The following is a 22,989-nucleotide window of genomic DNA, read 5'->3' as shown; positions in this document are numbered from 1 at the left end:
ACCGCCTCCACCGTCCGAAAGGGTCGCCGTGGCCGACACCTTTGTGTACTCGAACGACCAGGCCAACATGCGCGACTACGCCGTGTGGATGCAGGCGCCGGCCGGCACCACGGCCTACAACTGGTCGGTCGGTGACCTGCGCACGCTGATCGCGCCGGCCTGCCCGTCGGCGGGTGTGGCCAACCCGGACGACTTCAACGTCACCACCACGTCGGCCAACACGGTCACCGTCTCGGCCGGCGTCGGCGTCACTGCCCCCACCGGCATTGCCGGGGCGTCCGCCCAGGAGCGGTACGTGTTCGCCGCGTCCGGGCCGGTCGACGTGCCGATCCCGGCCAACGGCGGCGGCACGTCGCTGTTTCACCGGCTGATCGCCCAGGTCGACGACCAGCAGCTCGCGATGGGCGTGTCCGACAGCGCCTGGTGCTACCGGCTCATGCTCGACACCGGGTCCGGCATGCCCAGTGCGGCCAACATGAACGCCATCTCGCTCGCCCAGGTCAAGGTCAACCCCGGTCAGTCGTCCGGCTACACCATCACCGACCTGCGCGACCCGTGCGGACACCAGTGCGGGGTCACCCTGTCCCGCTCGACCAGCCTGGCCGTGCCCAACGGATCGGGCGAGGCCGACCGCGACGGCATCCACTTCATCGCCGAAGACGACGACCCGTGGCACCTGACCACGCTCAACTCGGGCGGCACGCAGATCTTCCTACGCCACCCCGGCATCTGGGACCTGCAAGTCAGCGCCGTGTTCAGCGGCGTCACCACCTGGGGCGAGATCGGCATCGGCGTCAACGGCATCACCGGCACGCTGCTCGCACAGAACAAGGGCGACGCGATCCCCAACGGCAACATCCTGACCGCCACCGCGCTCGGCGTGAAGATCATCCCCGGCGCCGGGTACTACGTGGAGCCGTACTCGCTGGCCGGCAACACCGGCGTCACCATGACCGGGTTGCGGTTCTCCGCGTACCGGCGGATGTACCGGGCGAGCTAGTGACCGTCGCGTCCCACCCGCCGATCTATACGGCGACCGCGAGCAACGCCACGTCGGCCGTCGTGCACGGCATCTACGCGCCACCCGGTGCGACGCTCTGGGTCATCACGACCTCGACCGCGCTCGGCGGCGCGTACAACAACGGCGTCACCAACATCCAACTGGTTGACGGCGGACCGTGGTACACCACGTACCCGCTCGCCCCGAACTACCTCCTCAACACGAACGCGCCCAGCCCCGCCGGCATGATGGTGTGGACGACCTGGATCGGGCAGCTCGGGCTGAGCAACGCGACGCTGACCGTCTCCTTCGGATACAGCGCCAACGCGCGGGTCGACGTCACGGTCTGGACCGGCGCCCGCGACCCGCTGCACGCGTGGCTCGCCAACTCCGGGCAGAGCGACACGACGGCCACCCCGCCGTCGGCTGGCTCGATCGAACCGACCGAAGACGGGTCGGCCGCTATCGTCGCGATGTGGTGGAACTCGTCGGCCACGCCGGTCACCAGCCCGGACCCGGCCCAGTGGACGACCCTCTACACCGGCGCGGCCAACGGCGGCACGACCGCCGTCGTCTGGCGCAACGTGAACGCCGGAACGGTCACCGCGCCACAGTGGACTTTCGCCGCGCCGGTCACGTCGATCGCCCAGGTGCTCGGGCTGCGCGCCCCGGCCAAGTTCGCGACCCTGGTCGACGACTTCAGCGGCACGTCCATCGACTCGACGCTCTGGACCGACGGCGGCACCCAGGGCACCGGCACGCTCGACATTCCGGTCTTCGGCGCGGTCTACTCGCAGACCACCTACGACCTGACCGACTCGGCGCTCACGCTGCACGTGGGCGCCGTCGACTACGAGTCGGCCGGCGGCGATCACGAGATTTACATCCGCCCCAACGAAAACACCGGGCCGTACGTCGGCTGGCTGTTCGGCACCGGCAGCGGTGACCGATCCGCCTTCCAGCAGGTCTGGTGGCGATCCCAAGTGGACGGCGTCCTCGTGTACAACGAGGTCCCGTACCAGCCGTGGGTGCGCTTCCGGCAGGACGCGGCCGGCATCTTCTACTTCGACAACTCACCAGACGGTCGCGTGTGGACGACCGCCGTCACGTCGACCCTGCCGATCGATCTATCCAACGCCGGGTTCGGCATGTACGGCGCGATGTCGATCGACAGCGTCAACGTGCCCGCGCCGCCACCACCACCTCCGCCGCCGATCTGGTCCGGCCCGGCGGTGGCCGACCTGCCGGCCGCACCCACCCAGGCACTCGTCGTCGGGCCGTGGCGCACCGGCGTGAACTACGAGCTGGCCCAGGCGTCCGGCCGGAAAATCACCCTCAACCTCACCGAGCCGTCCACCATCGAGTTCCAACTGACCGGCTACCCCGACCCGCTCACCGGCCGGTTCGACGCCACCCAGATCGGTGAGGGCGTCACCGACGTGCTCTGGCGCCGCAACGGCGTCGACATGGTGCTCTGCCGGCTCGCCGCCGCCGACGACCGCATCGACGCCAACACGCACACCGTCTCCTGCCGGTGCGTCGACTACCGCGGACTGCTCGACCGGCGCCTGGTCTACCAGGACACGTCCGGACCACTGGCCAGCTCGGGCTACAAGTCGTTCCCCGACGGCACGATGCTCTCCGACATCGTCTGGACGCTGATCAGCGACACCCAGGGCCTGCCCGGCGGGGCGCTCGGCCTGACCAAGGGGATCTGGCCGGTCAGCACGCCGATCTACTCACCCGGCTACCAGGTGCCCGACGGCGACACCGTCTGGGCAGCGATCAAGCGGATCGGCGCGCCCGGCCCGGTGTCGATCGTGGCCAGCCAGCACGACAACGACACCCAACTCGACGTGCTCATGGTCAACCTGCCCGGCTTCGACATCGACATCGACCCGGCCAAGCGGGTCAACCTGTACTACTCGATGCGCGGCGCGGACAACGGGGTGCGCCTGGACTTCGCCGCCGGTTACGGCGGGGCGATCCAACAGGTCAACCGCACCCTCGACCTGGTACAGGACTACGCCAACCTGGTGCGGGTATCCGGCGGCAACGAGTTGACCAAGAACCCGATCATCATCCCGGCCGCCGGCAGCCCCGAGGAAGCCGACCTGCTCCGCCGCCCGGAAGGCCGCTGGGAAAAGAGCGAGGGCAACCCCAACGTGCTCACCCCGGACACCCTGCTCCAGTTCGGCGCGACCGTCTACGACCAGTACGCCCGGCTCCAGCCCGTCTACGACATCACCCTCGCGCCCGGCGTGTGGGACCCGGCGCTGATCGGGCTCGGCGACATCGTGCACGTGTCCATCACGTCCGGCCGGCTGCAAGTCAACGACAAGCTGCGGGTCACCTCGATCGCCATCGAACTCGACTCGTCCGACCGGGAAACCGTCACGCTGACCGTCGGCCGGCTGCGCCCCAACATGCTCAAGTTCCTGTCCAACTCCGTCCGCGACCTGAACCGACGCTGAACGGAGGCCAGCCCGCGTGACCATCTACAAGGTTGATTGCTCAAACCACGATTGGCAGCGCGGCGGCATGGACCTCGCGGCGATGCGCCGCGACGGCGTGGACGTGTTCATCCACAAGGCCACGGACGGGCCGAAGCATTACCGCGACCCGTACTTCGCCCAGGCGATGCGGCGCGGCCGGACCGCCGGCATCCCGATCCTCGGCGCGTACCACGTGCTGTGGAACACCAACGTGGTCGAGCAGGTCGACTGGTTCATCGACACCGTGCTCGCCGCCGCACCATGGGCGGCGACCGAGCCGTTCGAGTGGATGTGGGACTGCGAGCCGTTCGCCTACAACGGCGGCGCGCCCAGCCTCGCCACCATCAACGCCGCCACCGCGCACTTCGTCACGCGGCTGCCCCACCACCAGCCGCTGGCCTACTGCCCGAAGTGGGTCTACGCCAGCCTGCGCGGCATCACCTGCCCGGTGGTCGCCTCCAACTACGGCACCAACCCGAGCGCGCACTACCGCAGCGCCTATCCCGGCGACACCAGTGGGCGCTGGGCCGGTTACGGCGGCATCACGCCGCACGTCCTGCAATTCGGCTCCAAGACCACGGTCGGACGCCAGCCCACGGTCGACGCCAACGCCTTCCGCGGCTCGCTCGACGAGTTCAAGGCGCTGATCCACCCCGGCGCCGTAACCGCCATAAACGCAACGACGCCGGCATCCACCAGCGCGCCCGGAGAGGACGACGACGTGCACGTAGAACTTCCACCCGGCGAGCGCGCCCTGTTCACCTCGCACGCCGTGGTCGGCGGCAAGGGCTGGCTGTGCCTGTCCGCCGCGTTCGGCGACTGCGACGTGCGGGTGGCCCGGTTCGTGGGCGGCAAGTCCTGGACCGACGCGCAGGTGCAGGTCAGCGACACCGGCGCCCACTGGTCGTTTCCGCTGGACGGCGCGGCCGGCGACAAGGTCACCGTGGAAAACCACGGCCCCGGCCTGCTCGCCATCGACACCTTCGCGGACCGCCCGTGGTCGTAGCCGCGCTGTGGCCTGCGTACGCGGTAGCCAGCGAAGGGGTCGACCTCGGCGCGCTCGCCCAGTACGGCGCGGTCGGGCTCATCGCCGCCGGCGGCATCTGGTTCGCCAAAGGCACCGTGCAGCGCGAGCGCGAGCGCGCCGACCGGCTCGAAGACGACAACAAGCGGCTCAACGCGCTCATCGTCGACCGGGTCATCCCGGCGCTGAACAGTGCCACCAACGCCGCCGAGGAATCCGGCCGGCTGCTCAACGCCATGCAGCGCGAGCGCGAGGTGCGTGCCGAGGTCGCCCGTCGCCGTGCCGCGCCCATCGACCCGGAGGTGCTGTAAGTGCCCGCTTCGGGAGCCGACATCGAAACCCGCGTGATGGTCATCGTCGAGATGCTGGAACGCGCGGTGGCCGAGGTCCGGCGGCTGTCGGCCGACATCAAGACCGACGACGACAAGCACGAGCAAACCTTTCCGCCGCCACGGGAGCCCAACCCATGACCGACCCCAACGTGCCGGTGCCGCCGACCCTCGGCGAGTTCCTGGCAGAGATCCACCGCGACGCGCAGCGGCTACGCGGCGACGTGTCGGCCGCCGAGCTGGCCCGCCGCAAGGCCACCATGGTCATGTTCGGCCTGCTCTGCGTGCTGACCGTCTGCATGATCGCCGTGCTGATCGTCGCCGGGCAGAACAACACCATCGCCAGCCAGACCCGCGAAACCAACGCCCGCATCGCCGACTGCACCACCGCGACCGGCACCTGCTACCGGCAGGGCGCGGCCCGCACCGGCAGCGCGATCGCCGCGATCCTGCGTGCCCAGATCGCGCTGGGGGAGTGCTCGCGCCTGTACCCCGGTGAATCCGGCCCCGACTTCGACAACAAGCTGCGCGATTGCGTCTACCAGCGCATCGCCACCGATCCCGGCCCGCCGACCGTGACCCCGTCGGTCAGCCCGTCGCCGAGCCGGTGAGTTGATCGTTGTGCCCACCGTGCGCCACGTCGTCATGTACTCCGGCGGCATCACGAGCTGGGCCGCCGCGCGCCGGGTCGCCGACGAACACGGCACCGATGATCTCGTGCTGCTGTTCGCGGACACCAAGGTCGAAGACCCGGACCTGTACCGATTCAACGAGGACGTGGCCCGCGACATCGGCGTGCCGATCACCGTGGTGGCCGACGGGCGCACACCGTGGCAGCTCTTCCGCGACGTGCGGCACATCGGCAACACCCGGATCGCGCCGTGCTCGCACAAGCTCAAGCAGGTGCCGTGCCGGGAATGGCTGGAGGCCAACACCGACCCGGCCGCCACTACCGTGTATGTCGGCATCGACTGGACCGAGACCCACCGCCTGCCGGCCATCCGGCGCGGGTACGGGCAGTGGTCGGTCGCCGCACCGCTGTGCTCGCCGCCCTACGTCGAGAAGCGCCACCTGATCGAGCAGGCCAGGGCGCGCGGCATCGAGCCACCCCGGATGTACGCCCAAGGGTTCGCCCACAACAACTGCGGCGGCGCCTGCGTGCGGGGCGGGCAGGCGCAATGGGCGCGACTGCTGGAGGTCAACCCGGAGCGCTACGCCGCCGAGGAGCGGGCCGAGGCTGAGATGCGCGACTACCTCGGCAAGGACGTATCAATCCTGCGGAACCGGCGCGGCGGCACGCTTAAGCCGCTCACGCTGACCGCGCTGCGCGAGCGCGTCGAGGTTACGCAGGACGTCGACCGCGATGACTGGGGCGGCTGCGGCTGCTTCACCGAACAGGAGAGCGCGTGACCGTCTACAACAGCCTGCCGCCCGAGCCCGCCCCGGACAACACCGACGCGGAACCCGCAGTCACCATCGGCATGATCTCGACCGCCGTCGCCGCGCTGCTGACGCTGATCGTCGCGCTCGGCCTGCCGATCAACGACCACGTCCAGGCCGCCCTGCTCGCCGTCATCGCCACCGCCGCGCCGATCGTCACCGCACTGTGGACCCGCGGCCGGGTCTACTCGCCACAGACCGTGGCGCGGCTACTCGCCGCCGCCCGCAGCAAGTAGGATCTGCTCCGAGACGCTCGATGCACCAGGGGGTACGCCCCGCTCCCGACTCCGGTCGGGAGCGGGGCGGCTTTTTGCATTCCGCACCTTGCAGGATGCATGGGTGTATTCATTCACCCGCCGGAGTCTTCCGATCAAACCGGCGCGTACCGCATCCTGATGGGCAATCCCCGCGAGGCCCCAAACCCGCGAGGCGCACCGCAGGGAGACACAACTGAAAAGGTCGACGCGACGTGGCCTGGGCAGGAGCGGGCGCGTCGACCCACTGCCTCCTCGCCCACCAGGCCCGGTCGGTCGCACCCGGCCGGGCCGCAACTATGCGTCGCTCACCGGTCCTGCCCGCCGGGGTAGGTGTTGCGGGGTAGCTTCATCTGCCGCGCCCGCGCGGTGTAGATCGTGTCGACCGGCCGCTCCAGCGAGCGGGCGATCTCCCCGTCGTTGAGCCCGAGCCGCCACAGCCGGTACACCTCGGCGTACCAGCGCGGGCGCGGGATGCGCCGGATGTAGGTCGAGCCGTCCCGGCGGGTGCAGGTGATGACCAGATCCGCGAGCGGATGCGTCCCGTCCCCGTCATCCACGCCGGGTTCAACGATCAACGGACGGGCAGGTCGCGGGCCGCGCAGCAGCCGTCGCAGCCGTGCACGCCCATCCAGCCCCGACCGACACGGTAGTGGTAGGCGAGGTCGTCGGGGTCCGGGTGGCCGGTGCCGTGCGGGCACAGCCGCTCCATCAGGCCCCGGTCGCCGCGCCAGTTCAGCCGCCAGCCGCGCATGTGGTGCGCCGACGGGCGGTGGACCACACAGTGCTGTCCCGCGCACAGGTCGGGGGTATGGACGTTGAACAGGGTGGCGTCGCCGACCTGCACGCCCAGTTCGGCTTCGGCAGCGGAGCCGATGAACCACACCGTGTCGTCGGTCGGGTCCGGGATCATCTGGGTCACGACGCTCCTCGATCGTGATTACGTCAAGCCGTGCGTACGTCAATATTGGCCTCGGGGCGGTTGGCAAGGAAGCTGCGCATCGACATGAGCACCCCGGCCCGCGTCGCCGGGTCCATCCCAGGTAGATCGTTGGTGACGTAGTCGATGACCTCGTTGATCGCTTGCCGTCGGTACATGCACGGGTCGCACAGGAATGTGCCGTCCGGCAGCCACCACGCGGCGGCCCTGCCTCGGTGCCAGCGGCAGTCCCCGTGAACCGGCATGCGCGCCGGACCGCCCTGACCGGCCATGACGTCTCCTCTTTGGTCGGTAACGGTGATTCTGTTAACCCGGCTGCCGTCAGTTCTGCCGCAGCTTGTTGGCGTGCTCGGCCGCCACCCGCCACAGGCGGTCCAGGCCGCCGCGATGGAACTCCACCCCCGCACCCTCGAGCGTGTCGTAGATCGCGGCGGCGACGCGTTCCCGCTCGGACAGCGGCATCCACTGCTCTTTGGTCAGTGCCGTCGTCAGTCCATTGAAGATCAGGCCGTAGACGCCCTGGTCACGTGCCATATCGCCCTCCCTGTTGGTCGATAACCGCGACTTACGTCAAGGTGCGTGCGGCCCCGCGGCGGGCTCCACGAACAGCTCCACCATCCCGACCTGCCCGTCCGGCGGCGTCCGGCCCATCTCAACGGCTCGCACCGCCATCGACCCCTCATACGCCGGGTGCAAGTAGACCAGAGCGACCCGCCACACCCCGCCCTCGTGCTCCGGCGACGTGTGCGAGATCAACGACCCAACCGGCGGCAGCACATCGTGGTAGCAGTCGCCCAGGTCAATGTCGCCGCTGTCGCGTTTCCAGTACAGGTGCAGTCGCAGCATTAGCCCTCCGTTGGTCGATAATCAGGAGGTATGTCAACCTGATGCGTTCTCGATCGCGTTGTCGATGGCCGCGCGCAGCCAGGCGAGGTCGACGTGCTTGTCGCGGTACAGCGAGGTCAGCCGGCGGGTCACATCGTCGAGCATCTCCGGGCCGAATCGGTCGGCCAGCGCCAGTAGCTCGGTGATGATGGCGGCGGCCCCGTCGGTGTCGAAGATGTAGCCGACCCGCACCCGGTCGGTGGTCTTGTTGATCCGCCCGTCGAGCGTCATGAAGATCGCCTGCCCGCCCAGCACGCCGCCGCGCACGGTGTCGATCGTGCAGACCTCGGTGTAGTCGAGCAGGATGGCGTCGGTCGCGTCGATGACCGTCGCGCCCCGGTCGTGCGGTCCGCCCGGCCCGGACATCGAGCCGCCGAGCTTGCGCGGATCGCTGGCTCCACTGGGCTGCGCCGCCGCGTACAGATCGCCCATCGGCCTGCGCTTACGCGGGTCGCCGTACCGGCCCTTCTTGGTGCTCATCGAGCCTCCGTTGGTCGATAACATCGAAGTATGTCAACTACTCGGGGTCGATCAGCGCGAAGGCGTCCTCGAAGCCGTTGACGTACTCGATGCCGTACTGGCCGGTGCGGAACTCGGCGCGCAACTGCTTGGCCTTGGCCCAGATCGTCTCGGCGGCCTCGATCCGGCCCTGCCGGCGGTAGTAGCACGGGTCGCACCGCATCGAGCCGTCTTCCATCAGCCACGCACCGGGCCGGTTCGGATGGTTGGCGCACGGCCCTCTGACCTGCATGAACACTCCTCAATGGTCGATAACCTGAATTCGTCAACTCAGCACGAGCCGGTTGTCCTCGGTATCGGTGATGACCCACGCCAGCCCCTCGACGTAGCGACCGTGTGCGTTGAGTGCGAACATCCGCTCACCCCACACGACCACCTCGGGTGGCTGGCCGTTGGCCTCCATCGCTTGCAGGGCATGGGATTCCACGCGGCCCAGCTTTCGGCCGTTCGCTAAGTACAGGTCCATCAGATTGGCCCCTTGCCCCGCGTCTCTGCGATGCGCCGAAAGTCTTGGATGTCCTCCGGGGTCGGCGGGTCGCCCATCCGCTTGACGAGCATCCCGTGCACGATCACCCACTCGCTCTCGGGCAGGGCCGCGTACAACTCGGCGACCGTCTCGCCCGAACGCACCTCGGCAACCGGCTCGTCCGGCTGCCACGACGCAACCTGCATGAACACCTCCCTTGGTCGATAACGGATTTCGTCAACTAGAGCCGCGTCGGCGTGCCGGTCCGCTCGTGACACTTGACGCAGTAGCCCTTGCGGATGTCGTTGGCGTTGTACGAGGTTCCACCGCACTTCGGGCAGGTGATCGACGGCTGCTCGGCGGCGACGCTGCCCAACTCCTGGCCGCGCTTGCGGGCGGCTCGCATCTCGGCGTCGAGATAGCACTTGGCCGCCATGCGCTCGGCCGCCCCGAGCAGCACCGGCTCCACGGCATCGGCCAGCTCACCGTACGGCACGCGGGCGCGCACCTCGGCCGGCAGCTCGACGCTCCGCAGGGCGTTGATGAGGTCGTCTCGGATCACGGGGCATGCCCCTCCCACTAGTGCGGTCCCTACGTCAACTCGTCCGGCGTCACGCCCAGCCACCGCTCGTACCGGTCACAGATCGGTGCCAACCACCGGCCGGGCATCAGGTGGATGCGGTGGTGCCACCGTTCGCGGGCGCACCGCCGGAAGAACATGGTCGGGCAGTACAGGAAGTGCGCCAGGGTATCGATCACCTTCCACATCCGTCTACTCGTCACCGCCACAGCCGCCGGTACCAGGTCGGCGACGGACCGGTGGTTGGCCACAGCGCGGGCAGTTTTCGGCAGTCCTCTCAGTACGCCGCGTCGGTGGCGCGCGGCTCGTGCCACCACGCCAGCCGCCAGCCATGCGGCGCGCGGGCGTCGCGGAAGGCGAGCAGGCAGCGGTCGGTGTGGTCGTCCAGGCGTTCCAAGAAGGCGGCGAAGCTGTCGCCAGGCAAGATCGGGACAAGGACCTCGCCCTCGTGGCCGATCGCGCGCAGGCGCGCACGAAACGACGCGTCACCCAGCAGGCGGGCGAGGTCGAACCCCAGGCTGCGCCGCGCGGGATTGGCCCCAGCGTCGATCATCGGCTCACCGTTCACGTCACCCCTCCTCACGCAGCATCTCGACCAGTGCCGCGATGCCGTACATGGTCGCCTCGGCCGACCAGAACTGCTGGTCGGAGATGGCCTTCTGCCGGTAGAAGTCTTTCTTGGCCAGGATGCGCACCTCGGTCTCGGTGTAGAGCTGGGCCCGCTCGCCGCGCAGCTTGGCCATCGCACCCGGCTCGCCGTGCTTGGGCGTGCCGATCAGCGCCAGGTACTCGCCGGTCACCCGGTTGAACCGGGCGCTCGCCTCCTCGTAGGCGGCGAGCGCGGCGGACCACTTGTGCAGGAAACGGGCGAGCGGGCTCATGACTCTGATCCAACCCCATCGCGCCCGGCCTCTTACTCGACCTCGTCGGTGTGGTCGCCGTATACGCGCTTCGCGTCGCGGAACGCGATGGACAGCAGCACGAACGACACCCCGCACAGGGTCAGCGCGGTCCAGGTTGCCCAGTTGCCGCCCGGCCGGATGAAGCGGGCCAGGGCGGCGACGGTGAACATGCACGTCACGAACGCGGCGCTGAGGTAGCGCAGGCGGCGCGTCGCCGGGACGCGGCTGGTCACCGGTCCACCGCCGCCAGTGCGATCCGGTGCGCGGACTTGACGTGCTCGGGTAGCTCCACGCCTTGCAGGGCGTCGAGCAGGTCGAGCATTGCCCGGCGTGTGTCGTGGCACGGGCAGATGCACGCCGCGCCGCACCTCTTGCACTGGGCCGGCTTGCGCGGCACGCCGGGCGCCAGCTCGGTTGCACTACAGGCGTCGTGGTCGTCGTGGCGGCAGTGCGTGGACCAGTAGTGGTGCGCGCCGCCCGCGAACAGCACGTCGAGCTTCGCGCCGTCCGGGACGTGGATCCTGTCGCTCATCGTCGGCCCTCCCGCCGGTCCCGGCGCGTGATCAGCACGGCGCCGCCGACGACGACCCCGAGGAGCGCGCCGGTGCCCCCGGCGAGTCCGGCCAGCACGGACACCGCGACTGGGCTCACGCCGACCCGTCCTGGTCCTCGGGTTCCGCCTCGGTGTTGGTGGCGAAGAAGGCGATCGTGGTCATGGCCAGCCCGAACGCGTCACTCGGGTTGCCGGCGCACTGGGCCAACTGCTGCGCGACGCCCCCCGCGACGCGGGTGAACGCCTCCATGTCGCCGACACCCTCCCCGATCAGGTGCCGCGCGTAGCCGTACGCCCAGGACGCCATGTCCCGGGACATGGCGTGCGCGTGGTCGAGCGCGGCGACGTGTCGCGGGTCCATCTCGGGGATCGGTTTGCTGAACTCCTGCCAGTCCTCTGCGGGCTTGCTCACGGGTACTGCAACGACGACGTTGTCGCCCAGCAACGGCGACAGGTCGACTTTCACCGCCTTGGCCTTGAACGTCTCGGGCCGGTCGGTGCGGTCCCAGGTGACCACCTGGCAGTCCGAGGTGCCGCAGAAGCCCTGCGCGTCGAACGCGAACACGGGCGGGGTGTCGCAGCCGGGGCAGCGCGGCGAGCGCAGGACCAGTCCGCTCACCGTCCACTCCCACGGGTGAACCACGGCCGGACCAGGTCGGCGTCCACGGTCATCCTCGCGCGTTCCTCGCCGCGGAAGACGGTGACCGTGATTGTGAGGCCGTCCTGACGGACGACCCGCCCGTACAGCGACTGGCGCAGGCCGGGCAGGTTCACCGCCACTTCCTCGTTCTCGGTGAACCGGGGCAGGTCATGAGTCGGAGATCGAGACATCTTTCGCCCTCCTGTGCATCCGCCACATCCGCAGCTTCGCCGCGTTCCTGGTCGGGCCGTCCGCGGATTCACCGCAGCCCGTGCAGGTGACGAGCACCTGCCCGCTCGGCAGGGTGGAGAAGTCAAGCCTGACGACGTGGTCGCCGTTGTGGCGACCACGTCGTCTGCCGTCCGTCGTTGTCACCGTGGTCGTTGTCACCGTGGTCGTTGTCGACTTGCGGGTCGCCTTCTGTGCCGGTCGCGGCGGCCTGGTGCGGATCTCCTCGTGGCTGCGCAGCAGCCGCAGGTAGGCGGCGCCGCGGGTGCCCGCGACGGCCGAGGCCGACCCGCACGAGCAGGCCGCCTCGACCGTCCCGTCGGGTAGGTCCACGTAGGTCAGCTTGTGCTTGCCGGTCGGCTTGCAGTACGTGCAGTCCACCGTGTTCGGGTACGGCGTGGCCGGGGCCGGCATGACATTGCCGTCCCCGGCCCGCGCCACGTAGCCACAGGTCGCCTCGTGCAGCGTGAACCCCACCTGCGGGCGTGCCCGCTTGTGCTTCTTGCGCCTCTCCCGGCGCACCGTCACGCACAGCCCGTCCAGGTGCCCGCCACCGGCCGGCCCGACCGCCGCCAGACTCACGCCTGCTCCACCGCCCTCCGCATGCAGCGCCGGCACTTGGGCATCGTCGCCGCCCGCTCGTACTCGCGCTGACTGCCGCCGCCCAGCCATTCACTCCAATAGCCGCGCGGGAACATGCCGCAGGCGGCCACCCGGTTCAATCCACCATGGGCACCGGCGGCCAACGCGTGCGCAATCATGCCGGTTTCCAGGTAGCGCCAGTGCCAGCCGGTGCGCTCGGCGTCCTCGCGCACCCGCTCCAGCAGCCGGCGCATCTCCGCGCCGGATTCGGTCACGCCCCCGTACACGTCGTACATGCCTAGGCCGCCTCGCTCAATTCGACGGAGGCCGCGACGACCGCAGCGGCAGTCTCGTCATCCTTGGGCGGCAGGTAGACGTAGGGGAATGGCTCGTCGGCGGGCCGGAACTGCAACCTCTTGTCGGAACCGCTGTGCTTGTGCCGCCACGCCTTGAGGATGAGCGCGGCGGCGATCCACTGCGGATACGCCCGGTTACCGCCGTTGACGGTCCGGCCGTTGATGAATTTCTGGCGCAATTCCCAGGCGTAGTCCGTCTCGGGGGCGTTGCCGGTGCGCAGCGCCTCAAAGAATTCATCCACCCGCGTGTCGCCGGGAAGCGCCTGGCGGATCAGATAGATGGTTGCCACCAGCGCGTTCGCGTTCGCCCGGCGCAGCGACTTGCGAATGTGCTTGGCCTCGACCACGGCGGCGCGCAGCGGATCGCCGGCCTCGCGGATGAAGCGGCGCACCGCAGAGTTGCTGATCCGCCGCGTCGAGGCATGCGCGCGGGTGTTGTCGCGCTCGATGCGCAACAGCATCGCGGCGGCCCCGGTGAGAATGCTCGGATCGGCCTCGCCCTCCACTTTCGCGTTCTGCGCGGCGGTACGTGGCTGGCCGGTATCGATGCAATCGAAGTTCTTCGGGGCCATGCCCACCGTGCAGGCCATGAACTGCTTCTTGCCGGTGCGCCTGATGGCCGCGAACCGCGATTGTCCATCCTGGAAGACGCCATTCCAGTCCACCGCGACGCCCTGGTGCGTGGAGGCGAGTTCGCCTTCGTTTTCGATTTCGTCGACGAAGTACTGAATCCGACCCTCGGACTCGTCGCGGTTATGCGTGTTGATGGATTCCAGCACCTTTTCGGCCGCTTCGGGAGTGACCCAGCGCCACCGGGTTTCCGGAAACTGGGTGGGCGTCAGGAACCAGTCCAGTTCCAGTTCCTTCTCCGCGTACGGTCCGGCCGCGCGCTCGGTCAGCGCCGCCTGCTTGGCCTTCTTGGTGGCCTCATCGGACAGGCGCTTCGCCTCGGCCTCGGCCTTCTCGCGTTCCTCGGTGAGCCGCTTGTTCTTGGTGGCCCGGTACCGGCGCTCCCACTCGGCCTCGGCCGCGGCGAACCCAAGGTCGTTGAGATCCTTCCACCGCTTGCGGATCTCGGTGACGCCGTTGCGCGGGCTGCCGTGGATCTCGATCTTCTTGGCCGTCCCCGGTGGACAGACCCGGTACCACCACCGCACGCCACGATCACGCGGCGCGCTCTCTACGACCCACCCGATGCGGCGACACCGCGCGATCATGTCGAGCACGTCGCCGTTGTAATTCGACAACTTTCCCTACCTCTCAGCCCGAGCCGGGCCACCAGGGGTGACTACTAAGGTAGGGCAACGAGGGCACGCAACGTAAGTAACGCCATCGGATGAACATCACCCGGCAGGCGTAACCGAGCGCAAGGTCACCCGTTGGCGGGGACAACGAGGGAAGGGGCGCGGGCGTGACCGAAGTCGAGGCCGACGAGCGACGTGACCAGGACAACGACCTGGTTACGCTGTTCCTGTCGATGCCGCCGGAGCGGGCCGAGGCGCTGCTGACCTCGATCCACGACCACAAGGCCGACGGCAACATCGGCGCCGTCTGGATCAACGCGCGGCACATCATCGCCGGCACCACCAGCGGTCGGCTGCCCAGGCCCGCCAAGGTGTCCGGCGTGGTCACCGGCGCGATCGACCAACGCACCTGGTGGGGCTGGAACGCGCTGTTCCTGGCCTTCGTCGCGGTGGCGGCACTGTGCTTCTCGGTCGCCGACCAGCCGACCCGCACCATCGCGGTCTTCTTCGGGATGGCCTACCCGTACGTGCGACACATGAGCTGGCGCTGGTCCAGGCGGCGGTTCACCAGCCACGACCGGCACGAATAGAGACGTGCGCCCCGGTTGCAGTTGGCTGTGGGAGGTCAGCCGGGGCGTACCGCACCAGCGCGCCGCCAACCACTGGGAGCCGCACGCCCCGGCGGCGCGTCCGGCGCGGGGCGGGCATGCAGACCGCGGGGAACGCGGCCTGACTCCCGCCCCGCGCCACCCCCTAGTAGAACCGACGGAGAGTGGCCCGCAGTGAGCGCTACAGTAACCGCCATGACGACCGACGATGCCGGGATCGGCCGGCAGGTACGCAGATTCCGGCTGGCCGGCGGCATGAGCCAGCAGCAGCTCGCCGACGCGGCCGGGTTAAGCCAGCCGTTCATCAGCAAAATTGAAAGCCTCAAGAAACCGGTGACCAGCCGGCACACGCTGCTCGCGCTGGCCGAGGCGCTGCACGTGCCCAGCCAGGAACTGCTCGGCATCCCGCTGCCCGCGTCCACGCGCGAGGATCTGGTCAGCCTGTCCGCGGTCGCCGGCATCCGCGCCGCGCTGGACTACCCCGACGAGCCGGTGATCTGGCGGCCCCGCCGCGAGCTGGTCGTGCTGGCCCGCACCATCATGGCCGCGCGGATGGCGTGCGACTACGGCCTGATCAGCGCCGGTCTGCCCGCGCTGCTCGCCGAGACCCGCGCCGCGCACGACGCCGGACACCGCTGGGCCGGTCCGCTGCTGGTGCGCGGCCTGGTCGCCGGCTCGCTGACCCTGCGCCCGATCGGCTGGCAGGATCTCGCCATGCGGCTGGCCGAGGCCGCTCGGCGGGTGGCCACCGACACCGGCCACGCCGACGACTACGCCGCCGCCGAGTTCGCCTACGCGCAGGCCCTGCTCGCCTCGGGCAGCCGCCGCCGCGCTAGGTCGGTCGCCGTACAGGCCGCCGACGCGCTGCCGCCGACCGAGCGGGTCTGGGCCGGCATGCTGCACCTGCACGCCGGCCTGTGCGCGTCCAGCGCGGGCGAGCAGGGCGGCGCGGCCTCACACTTCGAGCAGGCCGAGACGCTGGCCGCCACCCCCGGCGACGAGGTCGACCCGTGGCTGATGGAGTTCACCCGCGACAACGTGCGCACCTGGCGGATCGCGGGCGCGCTGGAGGCGAACGGCACCGACCCCGACCGGGCGGTCAACCTGTCCCTGCAGGTCAACCGGACGCACCTGGTCACCCGCCAGCGGGCCAGCCGCTTCGACATGGACGCCGGCCGGGCCTGGTATCTCGCCGGCAAACCGGAGCGGGCCGTCGCGTTCTTCCTGCGCGCCCACGAGGTCGCCCCGCAGGAGACCCGCACCCGCTCCTCGGTGCGCGAGATCGTCGGCCAGATGCAGCGCGACGCCAGGGGCGGCGGGTCGGCCGAACTGCGCCGGCTGGTGCAGGCGATGGGGGTGGCGGCGTGAGCGAGCACCACCACGTCGTCGCGATGGCCTTCTTCGGACTGCTCGGGCTGGCGGTCGGCACGTTCAGCCAGCAGGCGTTGCACAGCGATACGCCAACCGCCATCGGGCTGTGGTTGGCGTGCGGACTGATGCTCGTGGTCGGCCTCGGCGCCAGCTTGGTGTTCTGGCGACTGATGGAACCGTCGCGTCCGCGCGACGACAACCAGGAGGACTGAGATGCGTACCTACACCTTCCCCGAGCGCCGCCCGCCGGCCGGTGGCCCGTGGGACGACGAGCCGGACAAGGCACAGTGGATCGATGAGGCGACCGGGTTGGACTGCCTGATCGTGCGCAACCACTTCGGCGCGCTGTGCGGGTACGTCGGCGTGCCGCCATCGCATCCCTGGCACGGCAAGGACTACGACGACGTGGACGCCTTCGCGCACGGCGGGCTGACCTTCGCCGGCGCCTGCCAGGAAGGCGCCGAAGACGGCCCCGGCATCTGCCACGTGCCCGAGCCGGGCCGGCCCGCCGACGTGTGGTGGCTCGGGTTCGACTGCGGCCACTACATGGACCTCAGCCCCGGCATGCTGGACAGCCTGCCATCCGACCTGCGCGAACAGATCGAGGCGCACCAGACCTACCGCACCTTCGACTACGTACGGGGCGAGGTCGCCGGGCTGGCCGTGCAGGCGGCAGCGGCGGCCTCGCACCCGTCCGAGGAACATGACCACGAGTCATGATCCGGCCACGGGCAACGCATTAGCGTGCGCCTATGGCTATCTTCCGACGCCGTAAGGCTGCCCGCCGCCGGCATCCCGGCACACCGTTGCGTACCCGAGCCGCCGTCCCGCCGTCCTGGACGCACCCGACCATGGAGCTTCCCGTGCTTGGCACCGACACCGCCGACCTGGTGCGCGGCTACGTGCTGGTGGGGCGGTGAGCATGCTCGACGACCCCGCGTTCCACAGTGGCCGCGACGTGATGGCCCGCGCGCAGGAGATCCTGTCCATCCACGAATACGGCCACGACGGGCGCTGCCTGGCCTGCAACACCCCGCAGTGCCCGCTGCGCGAGGACGCGGTGCGGGTGTTCTACAGCCGCTACGCCGACCTGCCCGCGCGCCGCACCACGGGCAGCCGGCCCGAGCTGGCGCTGATCCTCGGCGTGCCGATCACCGCGCCGATGTTCACGCCCCGGCTGCCGACGTGGGCCGGCGGCCAGCGGCAGGTCTGCGGCGGCTGCGGCGGACGTGGTAGCAAGACCGAAGAGGTGCAGCGCCGCGACACCTGCGGATCGTGCGGCGGGCGCGGCTCGCGGCGCAGCGGCAAGGTCGACGTGACCTGCGGCGGCTGCGGCGGGCGCGGCGCTGTGCACCGCACCAGCCGGGTACAGGTCGCCTGCCGATCCTGCGGCGGAAGGGGATACCGATGAGCAACGACCCCGGCGACGACAACGCCGATAGCGGCGAGCTGAGCCGCTACACCGACCCCGGACAGCCGCCTCCAGGCTTCCACGCTATCGCCTGCCCGGACTGTTCGCTGGGTTACCTCAAGCCGTCCGGCGCGGCCAAGGCCGCCGCCGCGGGCACCCAGACCGGTACGTACTGCACCGCCTGCGGCGGGCGGCGCTGGGTGTGGGCGCGGCTGTCCCACTAGCACACGAACCTCTCGGCCCGCTTCCCCGTCGGGTCGAGACGCACAGAGGCCCGGCCATCCCGCAGAGGGGTGGCCGGGCCGTTTCGTCGTTCGGGGCGCGGGCTACCCCGGCCCGATGCCCGCGCGCACGAAGGCGCGCATCGCGTACCCGTACATCTTCTCGACCGCCTCGCGGTAGGACAGGTTGCGGCCCTGTCCGTTGAGCACCAGCGGCGGGCGGGCCTGCTCCTGGTACGCCACGGCGACCAGGTCGAAGAACACGGTCGAGTTGCTGACCTCGGTCACCGCGATCCACTGGTGCGTGAGGTGGATCGGGCGGGTCGGCAGCTTGATGTGCGCGACGACCCGCTGCCCGTCGAGGCGCTCCGGTAGGGTGCGGGTCTCGCCCTGCCAGGGTCGGGCGGAGGTCATCGGCCCGCCTTCCTGCGGCCGGCGTTGGTCTTGCCGGGTGGCGGTTGGGTCTGGTCCTGGAACGGCTCGACCACCTGCGTGACGCCGTGCGAGTTCCTGTCGCGCTCCTTCCAGTACGACTGCCGGTCGGACAGGTGCCGGTTGCAGCAGACCACCGGCCGGCGGGCCTCCTTGCCGTCCATGTAGAAGAACTTGATCGTCCACGTCGCGACGCTCCGGCACGACGGCGCGCAGGTGATCTCGTCGCCGCGGGCCATCCGGTCACCCATCACGCCGTAGCGCACCCGCGTACCCATCAGCCGCCGCCGGTGATGTCGTCGTCGGTGACCTGCCGCCCGCCGAGCTGCTGGAACAGCACCCCGTACAGGAAGCCCTCGACCCACGCGTTGGCCATGTAGTTGGTCACCTGCTTGCGGCTCGCGCTGGCCGGGGGCAGGTTCATGCCCGCGCGCTGCACGCCCATGTACGTCACGCTGATCAGGTCGGCGATCGACGCGTACGCCGCCTCGGGGTCAACCCTGTCAGCCTTCCATGCCTCGACCTGCTTGACGACCTCTTGCAGGCGCTGGAAGTCGGGGTGGCTCGGCCGGAACGGGAACTGCTCGGCGAGGTGGCGCTCGAAGTCGTTGTCGTCGCTCATGCGGTCTCCTCGCTGTCTCCGGCGCGGCGCCCCTGGTCGCAGGTCGGCCAATACCGCGAGCCGCGCAGGATGCGGCCTACACGCAGCACCTGCTCGTTGGTCATCGGTGGTGCGCTGTCGACAAGTGCCCGTATCGCCTGCTTGGTGCTCTCGCGCATCGGCGGGGTGTTCGGATTCTGCGCATCAAGCGCGGCGCAGATCAGGTCAATGCGGTCGTCCATTAGGGGCCTTCCTTTGTGATCGCCTTGAGCGCCGCAGCGCGCAGCAGTGCCGACACGTTGATCCCGGCCGACTTGGCGGCCTCGCGCAGACTGGCCGCCTCGTCACTGGTGAAGCGCAACGAGATGACCGTGTCCAGTCGCTCGGGTTCACGACTGGACACTGGCTCGCCCCACATATCCGGGTCGTCGCGGTGCTCGTAGTAATACTCGGCCAGCTCGGCTTCGGTCATATCGCTCGGGTTCTTGCCGGTCCGCGGGGCTGGAGCCACCGGCCCATAGACGGCCACCGGCGTCCCGACCTCGGGCTCGCCAGAGATGTCGATATCGGCCTTCGCCATCGCGATCAGTTCCTCTAGGCGCTCCCGGCTGATGGCGGGACGCGCTCTCGCCCGTACCTCTTCCGCGATCTCCTCGGCGCGTTGCTCGGTCAGTCGCTCGCCGTCCACGTAGATCTCTTCCTTGTCGAGGTTGACGTCGGGGCCGACGGTGTACTTGTGCCCCTCGTTCGCCGCCCCGAAAATGGGACGGAGCGGCGAAACCTGGCTGACAGACCGACGCCGCAGGTTGTCGGCATGGGCGCGGGCAACTGCATCCCAGAATGCCGCGACGCACTCCTCCCTCATGCGGCGTCTCGCAGCGGCAGCAGCGCGGCGCGCAGCACGTCGAGGGCGTGGCGTACCTCGTCCTCGTCGGTGGCCACCGGGCGGCTGTGGCGGGCCAGCTCGCGGTACATCGCGGCCCGGATCAGATCTGAGCGCGAGACGCGGTCGCGGTCGGCGATCGAGTCGTAGACCGCTAGCAGCGCCACCGGCAGCCGCAGGCTGATCTGGGTGGTCTCGGCATGCGGCGACAGCGGCGTGACCTCGAATGGCGCGAGGTAGCCGGTACGCGGCGCGGGTAGGTCGAACACGGCGGAAAAGTCGCCGCTGTCCATCGCGGCGCGGATGTCCTGCTCGGTGAGGTCCATGGTCGCAGTGTACCCCGCTGGGATACGAGATCCAGTAGACGCCTGTCGTCCGATCGGGTGGACCGTTGCCACATTCCGGGGCATACCGGACTCAGGCTCGTTGAGCAGAGCATGTCGCTGACCGAGCTGGCCGTACTGGGCATCGTGTCGATCCCGGCCGGCGTGCTGGCCGGTAGCGGCCTGGCGATGGTGATCGTGCGGGTCGGTACGCCGAAGCGACGGCCGGCGCCGCGGGCGCGGCATAGGGCATCAACAAGAGGGAGACGGTCAAGAGTGGTTGACGATCATTTCGATGAGTTGGTGGCCGCGATCAAGGCCGAACTAAAGAAGGAATGGAGTTGCGCGATCCCGGTACAGCGGGCGGACACGGACTTGATCGCCTACATCCGGAAGGCGGGGCGGCGGGCCGTGCGAGAGATGGGCTACACCGTTGAGACATTCGTGAGCACGCACGAGCGCTCTGACGGGACCGTCTTGGTCTACACGGTGATCAATGAACCCTTGCCGCCAGACGTGGAGGGGCGGAACCGCGAGACACTGCTCGCAGCTCTGGCGGGCATCCGCGCGGCCAGATCATCGGAGCAGGCGACATCGTAGGCTGCGCATGGATCGACCCTCGCCACGTTCGGGATGGCGAGGGTCGATCGGTTCAGGAGGCGGACTACTGAGCCTTGCGCTGGAACGGCACCACGTTGCCGGTGGCCTGGGCAATCTTGCGGGTTGGGTCCCAGTTCCTCATCGCGATCTTGTTCTTGTTGCGCTGCTCATCCATGTCAAGGTAGATCTCCGTGGTCTTCTCACTCTTGTGGCCCAGCGCTTCCTGCACGGACCGGATGTCGCGCTTCTCCTCGTAGAACTCGTTGGCGAACGTCCGGCGCAGGGTATGCCACGCTTTGCCGTCCAGGTGTTGCACGCCAGCCGCGACCAACAACGGCTTGAGGCAGACGTACAAGTTGGTGGCTGGCCGGTTCGGGATCATCGGCCAGTCGGGGTTCATGCGATCAAACCGATCGCGGTACTTGCCTTGCAGTCGGCCGGGCACGACGTACCAGTCATCGCTGATAGTGCCGTGCCGTTCGCCATAGATGCCGTGCCATGTTTGCAGCTCCCGCTCCAGCGGCGGGTTGAACATGGCCACGTGTTCATCGTCCGCCTTGTCGCGCGGGAAGTGGATCTCCTTATCGGCCCACTTCACGTGACCCCACCGAAGGGCGGCGATTTCGGAGACGCGCATGCCAGTGAAAAGCGCAAGCGCGACGGCCATGCGGTCCCGTGGGTGAGTCTCACCAGCTAGTCGCATGACCTCCATGCCCACCTCGATCGTTAGCGGGCGCTTGCGCTCGCCGCTCTTGCGCTTCCGCTTCGCGTATTCGATATGAGCTGTCGGGCTGATCTTGCCGTGGAAGTACCCCCGCGTCTGCCAGTAATGAACGAACCGGCTGTATGCGGTCCGGTCCACGTTCAGCGACTCCTCGGAGCGGCCGTGCAATTCCTGCCGGCGCGACGCCGGCACCTTGAGCGCGATGCCCCCCTTGCTGAGTCGTAGGGCCTCATCGATGTGCGTGCGGTCGAGCCGGGTGATCGGCATCCGCTCGCCGGTGACGTTGACCAACACATCGAGCGGCCGGGCGTAGGCGCGCCGCGTGCCGGCCGACCGGTGCGTCAGTCCCTTCTGTAGGAACTCGTCGGCGGCGGTTCGCATGTTAACGCTCAATTCAGACAAACCTCCTGATCAGTATTGAATAACAACACACAATGCCCTACAGTGCCTCATAGGACTTCATTGCCGATAGGGTATCGAATCGCTCTAAAATACGGAAATTGAACTTCTCTTCTTTCAGCCTCTGACCTGCGGATATAGACGTCAAGAAATAGTTATTTTTCCGTAATAAAATCCAAAGTGGACAGAACTTTTGGTGGAGGCTCGGGTCGACTAAACGGCTACTTGCGCGCCAGTCGCGCAGCCTTATTGGTCCGGAGCCTCCGCCCGCGCGATCAACCGCACGACGTACGACAGACTCCCGGTGTAGGTGGTACCGAGCCCGGAGACCACGTCCTCGCGAGCGTTCGGGAACAACCAGTTCCCCGGAAGCACAACCCGGTCACCGACCTGGAGCGGGCTACCGCGCCAGGCGTACGCGTATCCCTTACTGCACCGAATGATTTGATCTCCGTCAGCCGTCTTTTCGCGAAGTGGTGGCTCGATTGGTTTCGGGCGTCGCTCCTGCTCCAATTCCAGCACCCGCCTGTGGAGCCTGGTGATCTCCGCTCGGTCGCTTTCGTCGGAATGCCGCCGTCCTGCACTCCAACCCTCTTCATAGGCGCGGTCCTCCGCGGTCGCATGAACACTGCAGGCGCGAATACCTGGGCCATTCAAAATGGAGCGGCAAGGCTGGCCCGATTTCGTCGGGCGGCCACACCTTCGTTCATCTGTCATGTTCCGATCGAACTGCCCACTGGGCGCCCGCTTACTTATGGCGCGCCGCCAGGTCACCCGATCGGGAGAGCGGGGCCCGGGGTTTTTCCATGTCCGCCCGGCGTGTCGATCTTCACCCTGCCCCCGCGCCGACGCCCGAACGGGTGAACCCGTAACGGTCCCGAGTGGACAGGAGTGGACAGGGGTGGACTCGACGTCACCCTGAGTCATAACCCCAGCTTGCGCCGCGTTTCCGCCCTGAGTAACGTGACGAACACCGCCA

The 22,989-nt window shown here is 68.8% G+C and carries 43 protein-coding genes; 15 read left to right on the top strand and 28 right to left on the bottom strand.

Going from position 1 to position 22,989, the window contains the following annotated elements:
• The first annotated feature begins 28 nt into the window (after positions 1–28).
• The 8 genes from VE326_11460 to VE326_11425 are packed head-to-tail and all read left to right on the top strand — an operon-like array spanning position 29 to position 6,524.
• Positions 29–1,000 carry a hypothetical protein gene (locus tag VE326_11460; protein HYJ33827.1) on the top strand — a complete coding sequence of 324 codons (972 nt, stop codon included), beginning with the start codon at positions 29–31 and terminating at the stop codon, positions 998–1,000.
• Complete coding sequence (locus VE326_11455) at positions 1,000–3,474, top strand: hypothetical protein (GenBank protein HYJ33826.1); 2,475 nt, start codon at positions 1,000–1,002, stop codon at positions 3,472–3,474. Before VE326_11460 ends, VE326_11455 begins: the two co-directional genes overlap by 1 nt.
• A gap of 16 nt (positions 3,475–3,490) precedes the next feature.
• Positions 3,491–4,501 (top strand): GH25 family lysozyme, encoded by a 1,011-nt coding sequence (locus tag VE326_11450; GenBank protein HYJ33825.1) that lies wholly within the window; start codon positions 3,491–3,493, stop codon positions 4,499–4,501.
• Positions 4,492–4,830 (top strand): hypothetical protein, encoded by a 339-nt coding sequence (locus VE326_11445; GenBank protein HYJ33824.1) that lies wholly within the window; start codon positions 4,492–4,494, stop codon positions 4,828–4,830. Before VE326_11450 ends, VE326_11445 begins: the two co-directional genes overlap by 10 nt.
• Positions 4,831–4,989, top strand: a complete 159-nt coding sequence (locus VE326_11440) for a hypothetical protein (protein HYJ33823.1) — start codon at positions 4,831–4,833, stop codon at positions 4,987–4,989. It abuts the gene before it with no gap.
• On the top strand, positions 4,986–5,459 hold the full coding sequence (locus VE326_11435) for a hypothetical protein (protein ID HYJ33822.1): 474 nt from the start codon (positions 4,986–4,988) through the stop codon (positions 5,457–5,459). The genes VE326_11440 and VE326_11435 overlap by 4 nt, the downstream gene beginning before the upstream one ends.
• Positions 5,460–5,478: 19 nt before the next feature.
• Positions 5,479–6,258, top strand: a complete 780-nt coding sequence (locus VE326_11430) for a hypothetical protein (protein ID HYJ33821.1) — start codon at positions 5,479–5,481, stop codon at positions 6,256–6,258.
• On the top strand, positions 6,255–6,524 hold the full coding sequence (locus tag VE326_11425; protein ID HYJ33820.1) for a hypothetical protein: 270 nt from the start codon (positions 6,255–6,257) through the stop codon (positions 6,522–6,524). Before VE326_11430 ends, VE326_11425 begins: the two co-directional genes overlap by 4 nt.
• Before the next feature lie 326 nt (positions 6,525–6,850).
• Here VE326_11425 and VE326_11420 read toward each other — a convergent pair whose 3' ends face one another.
• From VE326_11420 to VE326_11320, 21 genes are all read right to left on the bottom strand, one after another.
• Entirely contained in the window at positions 6,851–7,102 is a 252-nt protein-coding gene (locus VE326_11420; GenBank protein HYJ33819.1) for a hypothetical protein, read from the bottom strand.
• 14 nt (positions 7,103–7,116) lie between these two features.
• Entirely contained in the window at positions 7,117–7,464 is a 348-nt protein-coding gene (locus VE326_11415; GenBank protein ID HYJ33818.1) for a hypothetical protein, read from the bottom strand.
• A 23-nt stretch (positions 7,465–7,487) separates the two neighbouring features.
• Positions 7,488–7,754 carry a hypothetical protein gene (locus VE326_11410; protein HYJ33817.1) on the bottom strand — a complete coding sequence of 89 codons (267 nt, stop codon included), beginning with the start codon at positions 7,752–7,754 and terminating at the stop codon, positions 7,488–7,490.
• Positions 7,755–7,803: 49 nt separating this feature from the next.
• The gene (locus VE326_11405; protein HYJ33816.1) at positions 7,804–8,016 is read right to left on the bottom strand and encodes a hypothetical protein; all 213 of its coding nucleotides are present in this window, start codon (positions 8,014–8,016) and stop codon (positions 7,804–7,806) included.
• Between the two features lie 36 nt (positions 8,017–8,052).
• The gene (locus VE326_11400; protein HYJ33815.1) at positions 8,053–8,328 is read right to left on the bottom strand and encodes a hypothetical protein; all 276 of its coding nucleotides are present in this window, start codon (positions 8,326–8,328) and stop codon (positions 8,053–8,055) included.
• Between the two features lie 33 nt (positions 8,329–8,361).
• Positions 8,362–8,847 carry a hypothetical protein gene (locus tag VE326_11395; protein HYJ33814.1) on the bottom strand — a complete coding sequence of 162 codons (486 nt, stop codon included), beginning with the start codon at positions 8,845–8,847 and terminating at the stop codon, positions 8,362–8,364.
• 37 nt (positions 8,848–8,884) lie between these two features.
• Positions 8,885–9,124 (bottom strand): hypothetical protein, encoded by a 240-nt coding sequence (locus VE326_11390; protein HYJ33813.1) that lies wholly within the window; start codon positions 9,122–9,124, stop codon positions 8,885–8,887.
• 27 nt (positions 9,125–9,151) lie between these two features.
• On the bottom strand, positions 9,152–9,352 hold the full coding sequence (locus VE326_11385; protein HYJ33812.1) for a hypothetical protein: 201 nt from the start codon (positions 9,350–9,352) through the stop codon (positions 9,152–9,154).
• Positions 9,352–9,558 carry a hypothetical protein gene (locus VE326_11380; protein HYJ33811.1) on the bottom strand — a complete coding sequence of 69 codons (207 nt, stop codon included), beginning with the start codon at positions 9,556–9,558 and terminating at the stop codon, positions 9,352–9,354. Before VE326_11380 ends, VE326_11385 begins: the two co-directional genes overlap by 1 nt.
• Before the next feature lie 35 nt (positions 9,559–9,593).
• Positions 9,594–9,914 carry a hypothetical protein gene (locus VE326_11375; GenBank protein ID HYJ33810.1) on the bottom strand — a complete coding sequence of 107 codons (321 nt, stop codon included), beginning with the start codon at positions 9,912–9,914 and terminating at the stop codon, positions 9,594–9,596.
• A gap of 29 nt (positions 9,915–9,943) precedes the next feature.
• Positions 9,944–10,120: a hypothetical protein gene (locus VE326_11370; protein ID HYJ33809.1), complete on the bottom strand. Its 177-nt coding sequence runs from the start codon at positions 10,118–10,120 to the stop codon at positions 9,944–9,946.
• Positions 10,121–10,209: 89 nt separating this feature from the next.
• Positions 10,210–10,500 (bottom strand): hypothetical protein, encoded by a 291-nt coding sequence (locus tag VE326_11365; protein HYJ33808.1) that lies wholly within the window; start codon positions 10,498–10,500, stop codon positions 10,210–10,212.
• Position 10,501: 1 nt separating this feature from the next.
• Positions 10,502–10,813, bottom strand: a complete 312-nt coding sequence (locus VE326_11360; GenBank protein ID HYJ33807.1) for a hypothetical protein — start codon at positions 10,811–10,813, stop codon at positions 10,502–10,504.
• Positions 10,814–10,845: 32 nt separating this feature from the next.
• The gene (locus VE326_11355; protein HYJ33806.1) at positions 10,846–11,067 is read right to left on the bottom strand and encodes a hypothetical protein; all 222 of its coding nucleotides are present in this window, start codon (positions 11,065–11,067) and stop codon (positions 10,846–10,848) included.
• Positions 11,064–11,366 (bottom strand): hypothetical protein, encoded by a 303-nt coding sequence (locus VE326_11350; GenBank protein HYJ33805.1) that lies wholly within the window; start codon positions 11,364–11,366, stop codon positions 11,064–11,066. Before VE326_11350 ends, VE326_11355 begins: the two co-directional genes overlap by 4 nt.
• A complete protein-coding gene (locus VE326_11345; GenBank protein HYJ33804.1) occupies positions 11,363–11,485 on the bottom strand; it encodes a hypothetical protein in 123 nt (40 codons plus the stop codon). Before VE326_11345 ends, VE326_11350 begins: the two co-directional genes overlap by 4 nt.
• Positions 11,482–12,006, bottom strand: coding sequence for a hypothetical protein (locus VE326_11340; protein HYJ33803.1), 525 nt, complete (start codon positions 12,004–12,006; stop codon positions 11,482–11,484). Before VE326_11340 ends, VE326_11345 begins: the two co-directional genes overlap by 4 nt.
• Entirely contained in the window at positions 12,003–12,218 is a 216-nt protein-coding gene (locus VE326_11335; protein HYJ33802.1) for a hypothetical protein, read from the bottom strand. The genes VE326_11340 and VE326_11335 overlap by 4 nt, the downstream gene beginning before the upstream one ends.
• Positions 12,196–12,837 carry a hypothetical protein gene (locus VE326_11330; GenBank protein HYJ33801.1) on the bottom strand — a complete coding sequence of 214 codons (642 nt, stop codon included), beginning with the start codon at positions 12,835–12,837 and terminating at the stop codon, positions 12,196–12,198. The genes VE326_11335 and VE326_11330 overlap by 23 nt, the downstream gene beginning before the upstream one ends.
• On the bottom strand, positions 12,834–13,133 hold the full coding sequence (locus VE326_11325) for a hypothetical protein (protein HYJ33800.1): 300 nt from the start codon (positions 13,131–13,133) through the stop codon (positions 12,834–12,836). Before VE326_11325 ends, VE326_11330 begins: the two co-directional genes overlap by 4 nt.
• A 2-nt stretch (positions 13,134–13,135) precedes the next feature.
• Positions 13,136–14,419, bottom strand: coding sequence for a hypothetical protein (locus VE326_11320; protein HYJ33799.1), 1,284 nt, complete (start codon positions 14,417–14,419; stop codon positions 13,136–13,138).
• A 185-nt stretch (positions 14,420–14,604) separates the two neighbouring features.
• On the opposite strand from VE326_11320, the gene VE326_11315 reads away from it, so the two are divergent.
• The 6 genes from VE326_11315 (at position 14,605) to VE326_11290 (ending at position 18,051) form a co-directional block, all read left to right on the top strand.
• On the top strand, positions 14,605–15,027 hold the full coding sequence (locus VE326_11315; GenBank protein ID HYJ33798.1) for a hypothetical protein: 423 nt from the start codon (positions 14,605–14,607) through the stop codon (positions 15,025–15,027).
• A 213-nt stretch (positions 15,028–15,240) separates the two neighbouring features.
• On the top strand, positions 15,241–16,413 hold the full coding sequence (locus tag VE326_11310; GenBank protein ID HYJ33797.1) for a helix-turn-helix transcriptional regulator: 1,173 nt from the start codon (positions 15,241–15,243) through the stop codon (positions 16,411–16,413).
• Positions 16,410–16,628 (top strand): hypothetical protein, encoded by a 219-nt coding sequence (locus tag VE326_11305; protein ID HYJ33796.1) that lies wholly within the window; start codon positions 16,410–16,412, stop codon positions 16,626–16,628. Before VE326_11310 ends, VE326_11305 begins: the two co-directional genes overlap by 4 nt.
• 1 nt (position 16,629) lies before the next feature.
• A complete protein-coding gene (locus VE326_11300) occupies positions 16,630–17,136 on the top strand; it encodes a hypothetical protein (GenBank protein HYJ33795.1) in 507 nt (168 codons plus the stop codon).
• Between the two features lie 202 nt (positions 17,137–17,338).
• Positions 17,339–17,827, top strand: coding sequence for a hypothetical protein (locus VE326_11295; protein HYJ33794.1), 489 nt, complete (start codon positions 17,339–17,341; stop codon positions 17,825–17,827).
• Entirely contained in the window at positions 17,824–18,051 is a 228-nt protein-coding gene (locus VE326_11290) for a hypothetical protein (protein HYJ33793.1), read from the top strand. Before VE326_11295 ends, VE326_11290 begins: the two co-directional genes overlap by 4 nt.
• A gap of 102 nt (positions 18,052–18,153) precedes the next feature.
• Here VE326_11290 and VE326_11285 read toward each other — a convergent pair whose 3' ends face one another.
• The 6 genes from VE326_11285 to VE326_11260 are packed head-to-tail and all read right to left on the bottom strand — an operon-like array spanning position 18,154 to position 20,290.
• Entirely contained in the window at positions 18,154–18,462 is a 309-nt protein-coding gene (locus tag VE326_11285) for a hypothetical protein (protein ID HYJ33792.1), read from the bottom strand.
• Entirely contained in the window at positions 18,459–18,758 is a 300-nt protein-coding gene (locus tag VE326_11280; GenBank protein ID HYJ33791.1) for a hypothetical protein, read from the bottom strand. The genes VE326_11285 and VE326_11280 overlap by 4 nt, the downstream gene beginning before the upstream one ends.
• Positions 18,758–19,102: a hypothetical protein gene (locus VE326_11275; protein HYJ33790.1), complete on the bottom strand. Its 345-nt coding sequence runs from the start codon at positions 19,100–19,102 to the stop codon at positions 18,758–18,760. The genes VE326_11280 and VE326_11275 overlap by 1 nt, the downstream gene beginning before the upstream one ends.
• On the bottom strand, positions 19,099–19,323 hold the full coding sequence (locus VE326_11270; GenBank protein ID HYJ33789.1) for a hypothetical protein: 225 nt from the start codon (positions 19,321–19,323) through the stop codon (positions 19,099–19,101). The genes VE326_11275 and VE326_11270 overlap by 4 nt, the downstream gene beginning before the upstream one ends.
• Complete coding sequence (locus VE326_11265; protein HYJ33788.1) at positions 19,323–19,946, bottom strand: hypothetical protein; 624 nt, start codon at positions 19,944–19,946, stop codon at positions 19,323–19,325. The genes VE326_11270 and VE326_11265 overlap by 1 nt, the downstream gene beginning before the upstream one ends.
• Complete coding sequence (locus tag VE326_11260) at positions 19,943–20,290, bottom strand: hypothetical protein (protein ID HYJ33787.1); 348 nt, start codon at positions 20,288–20,290, stop codon at positions 19,943–19,945. The genes VE326_11265 and VE326_11260 overlap by 4 nt, the downstream gene beginning before the upstream one ends.
• A 111-nt stretch (positions 20,291–20,401) precedes the next feature.
• Between VE326_11260 and VE326_11255 the strand changes: the two genes are divergently transcribed.
• Entirely contained in the window at positions 20,402–20,887 is a 486-nt protein-coding gene (locus VE326_11255; protein HYJ33786.1) for a hypothetical protein, read from the top strand.
• A gap of 64 nt (positions 20,888–20,951) precedes the next feature.
• Here the strand turns inward: VE326_11255 and VE326_11250 are convergent, their stop codons facing one another.
• Positions 20,952–21,992 carry a site-specific integrase gene (locus VE326_11250; GenBank protein ID HYJ33785.1) on the bottom strand — a complete coding sequence of 347 codons (1,041 nt, stop codon included), beginning with the start codon at positions 21,990–21,992 and terminating at the stop codon, positions 20,952–20,954.
• Positions 21,993–22,989: the final 997 nt, after the last annotated feature.

The organism is Candidatus Binatia bacterium, assembly GCA_035631035.1.
Lineage (GTDB): Bacteria > Eisenbacteria > RBG-16-71-46 > SZUA-252 > SZUA-252 > DASQJL01.
This window is presented reverse-complemented; position numbering and strand designations above follow the sequence as displayed.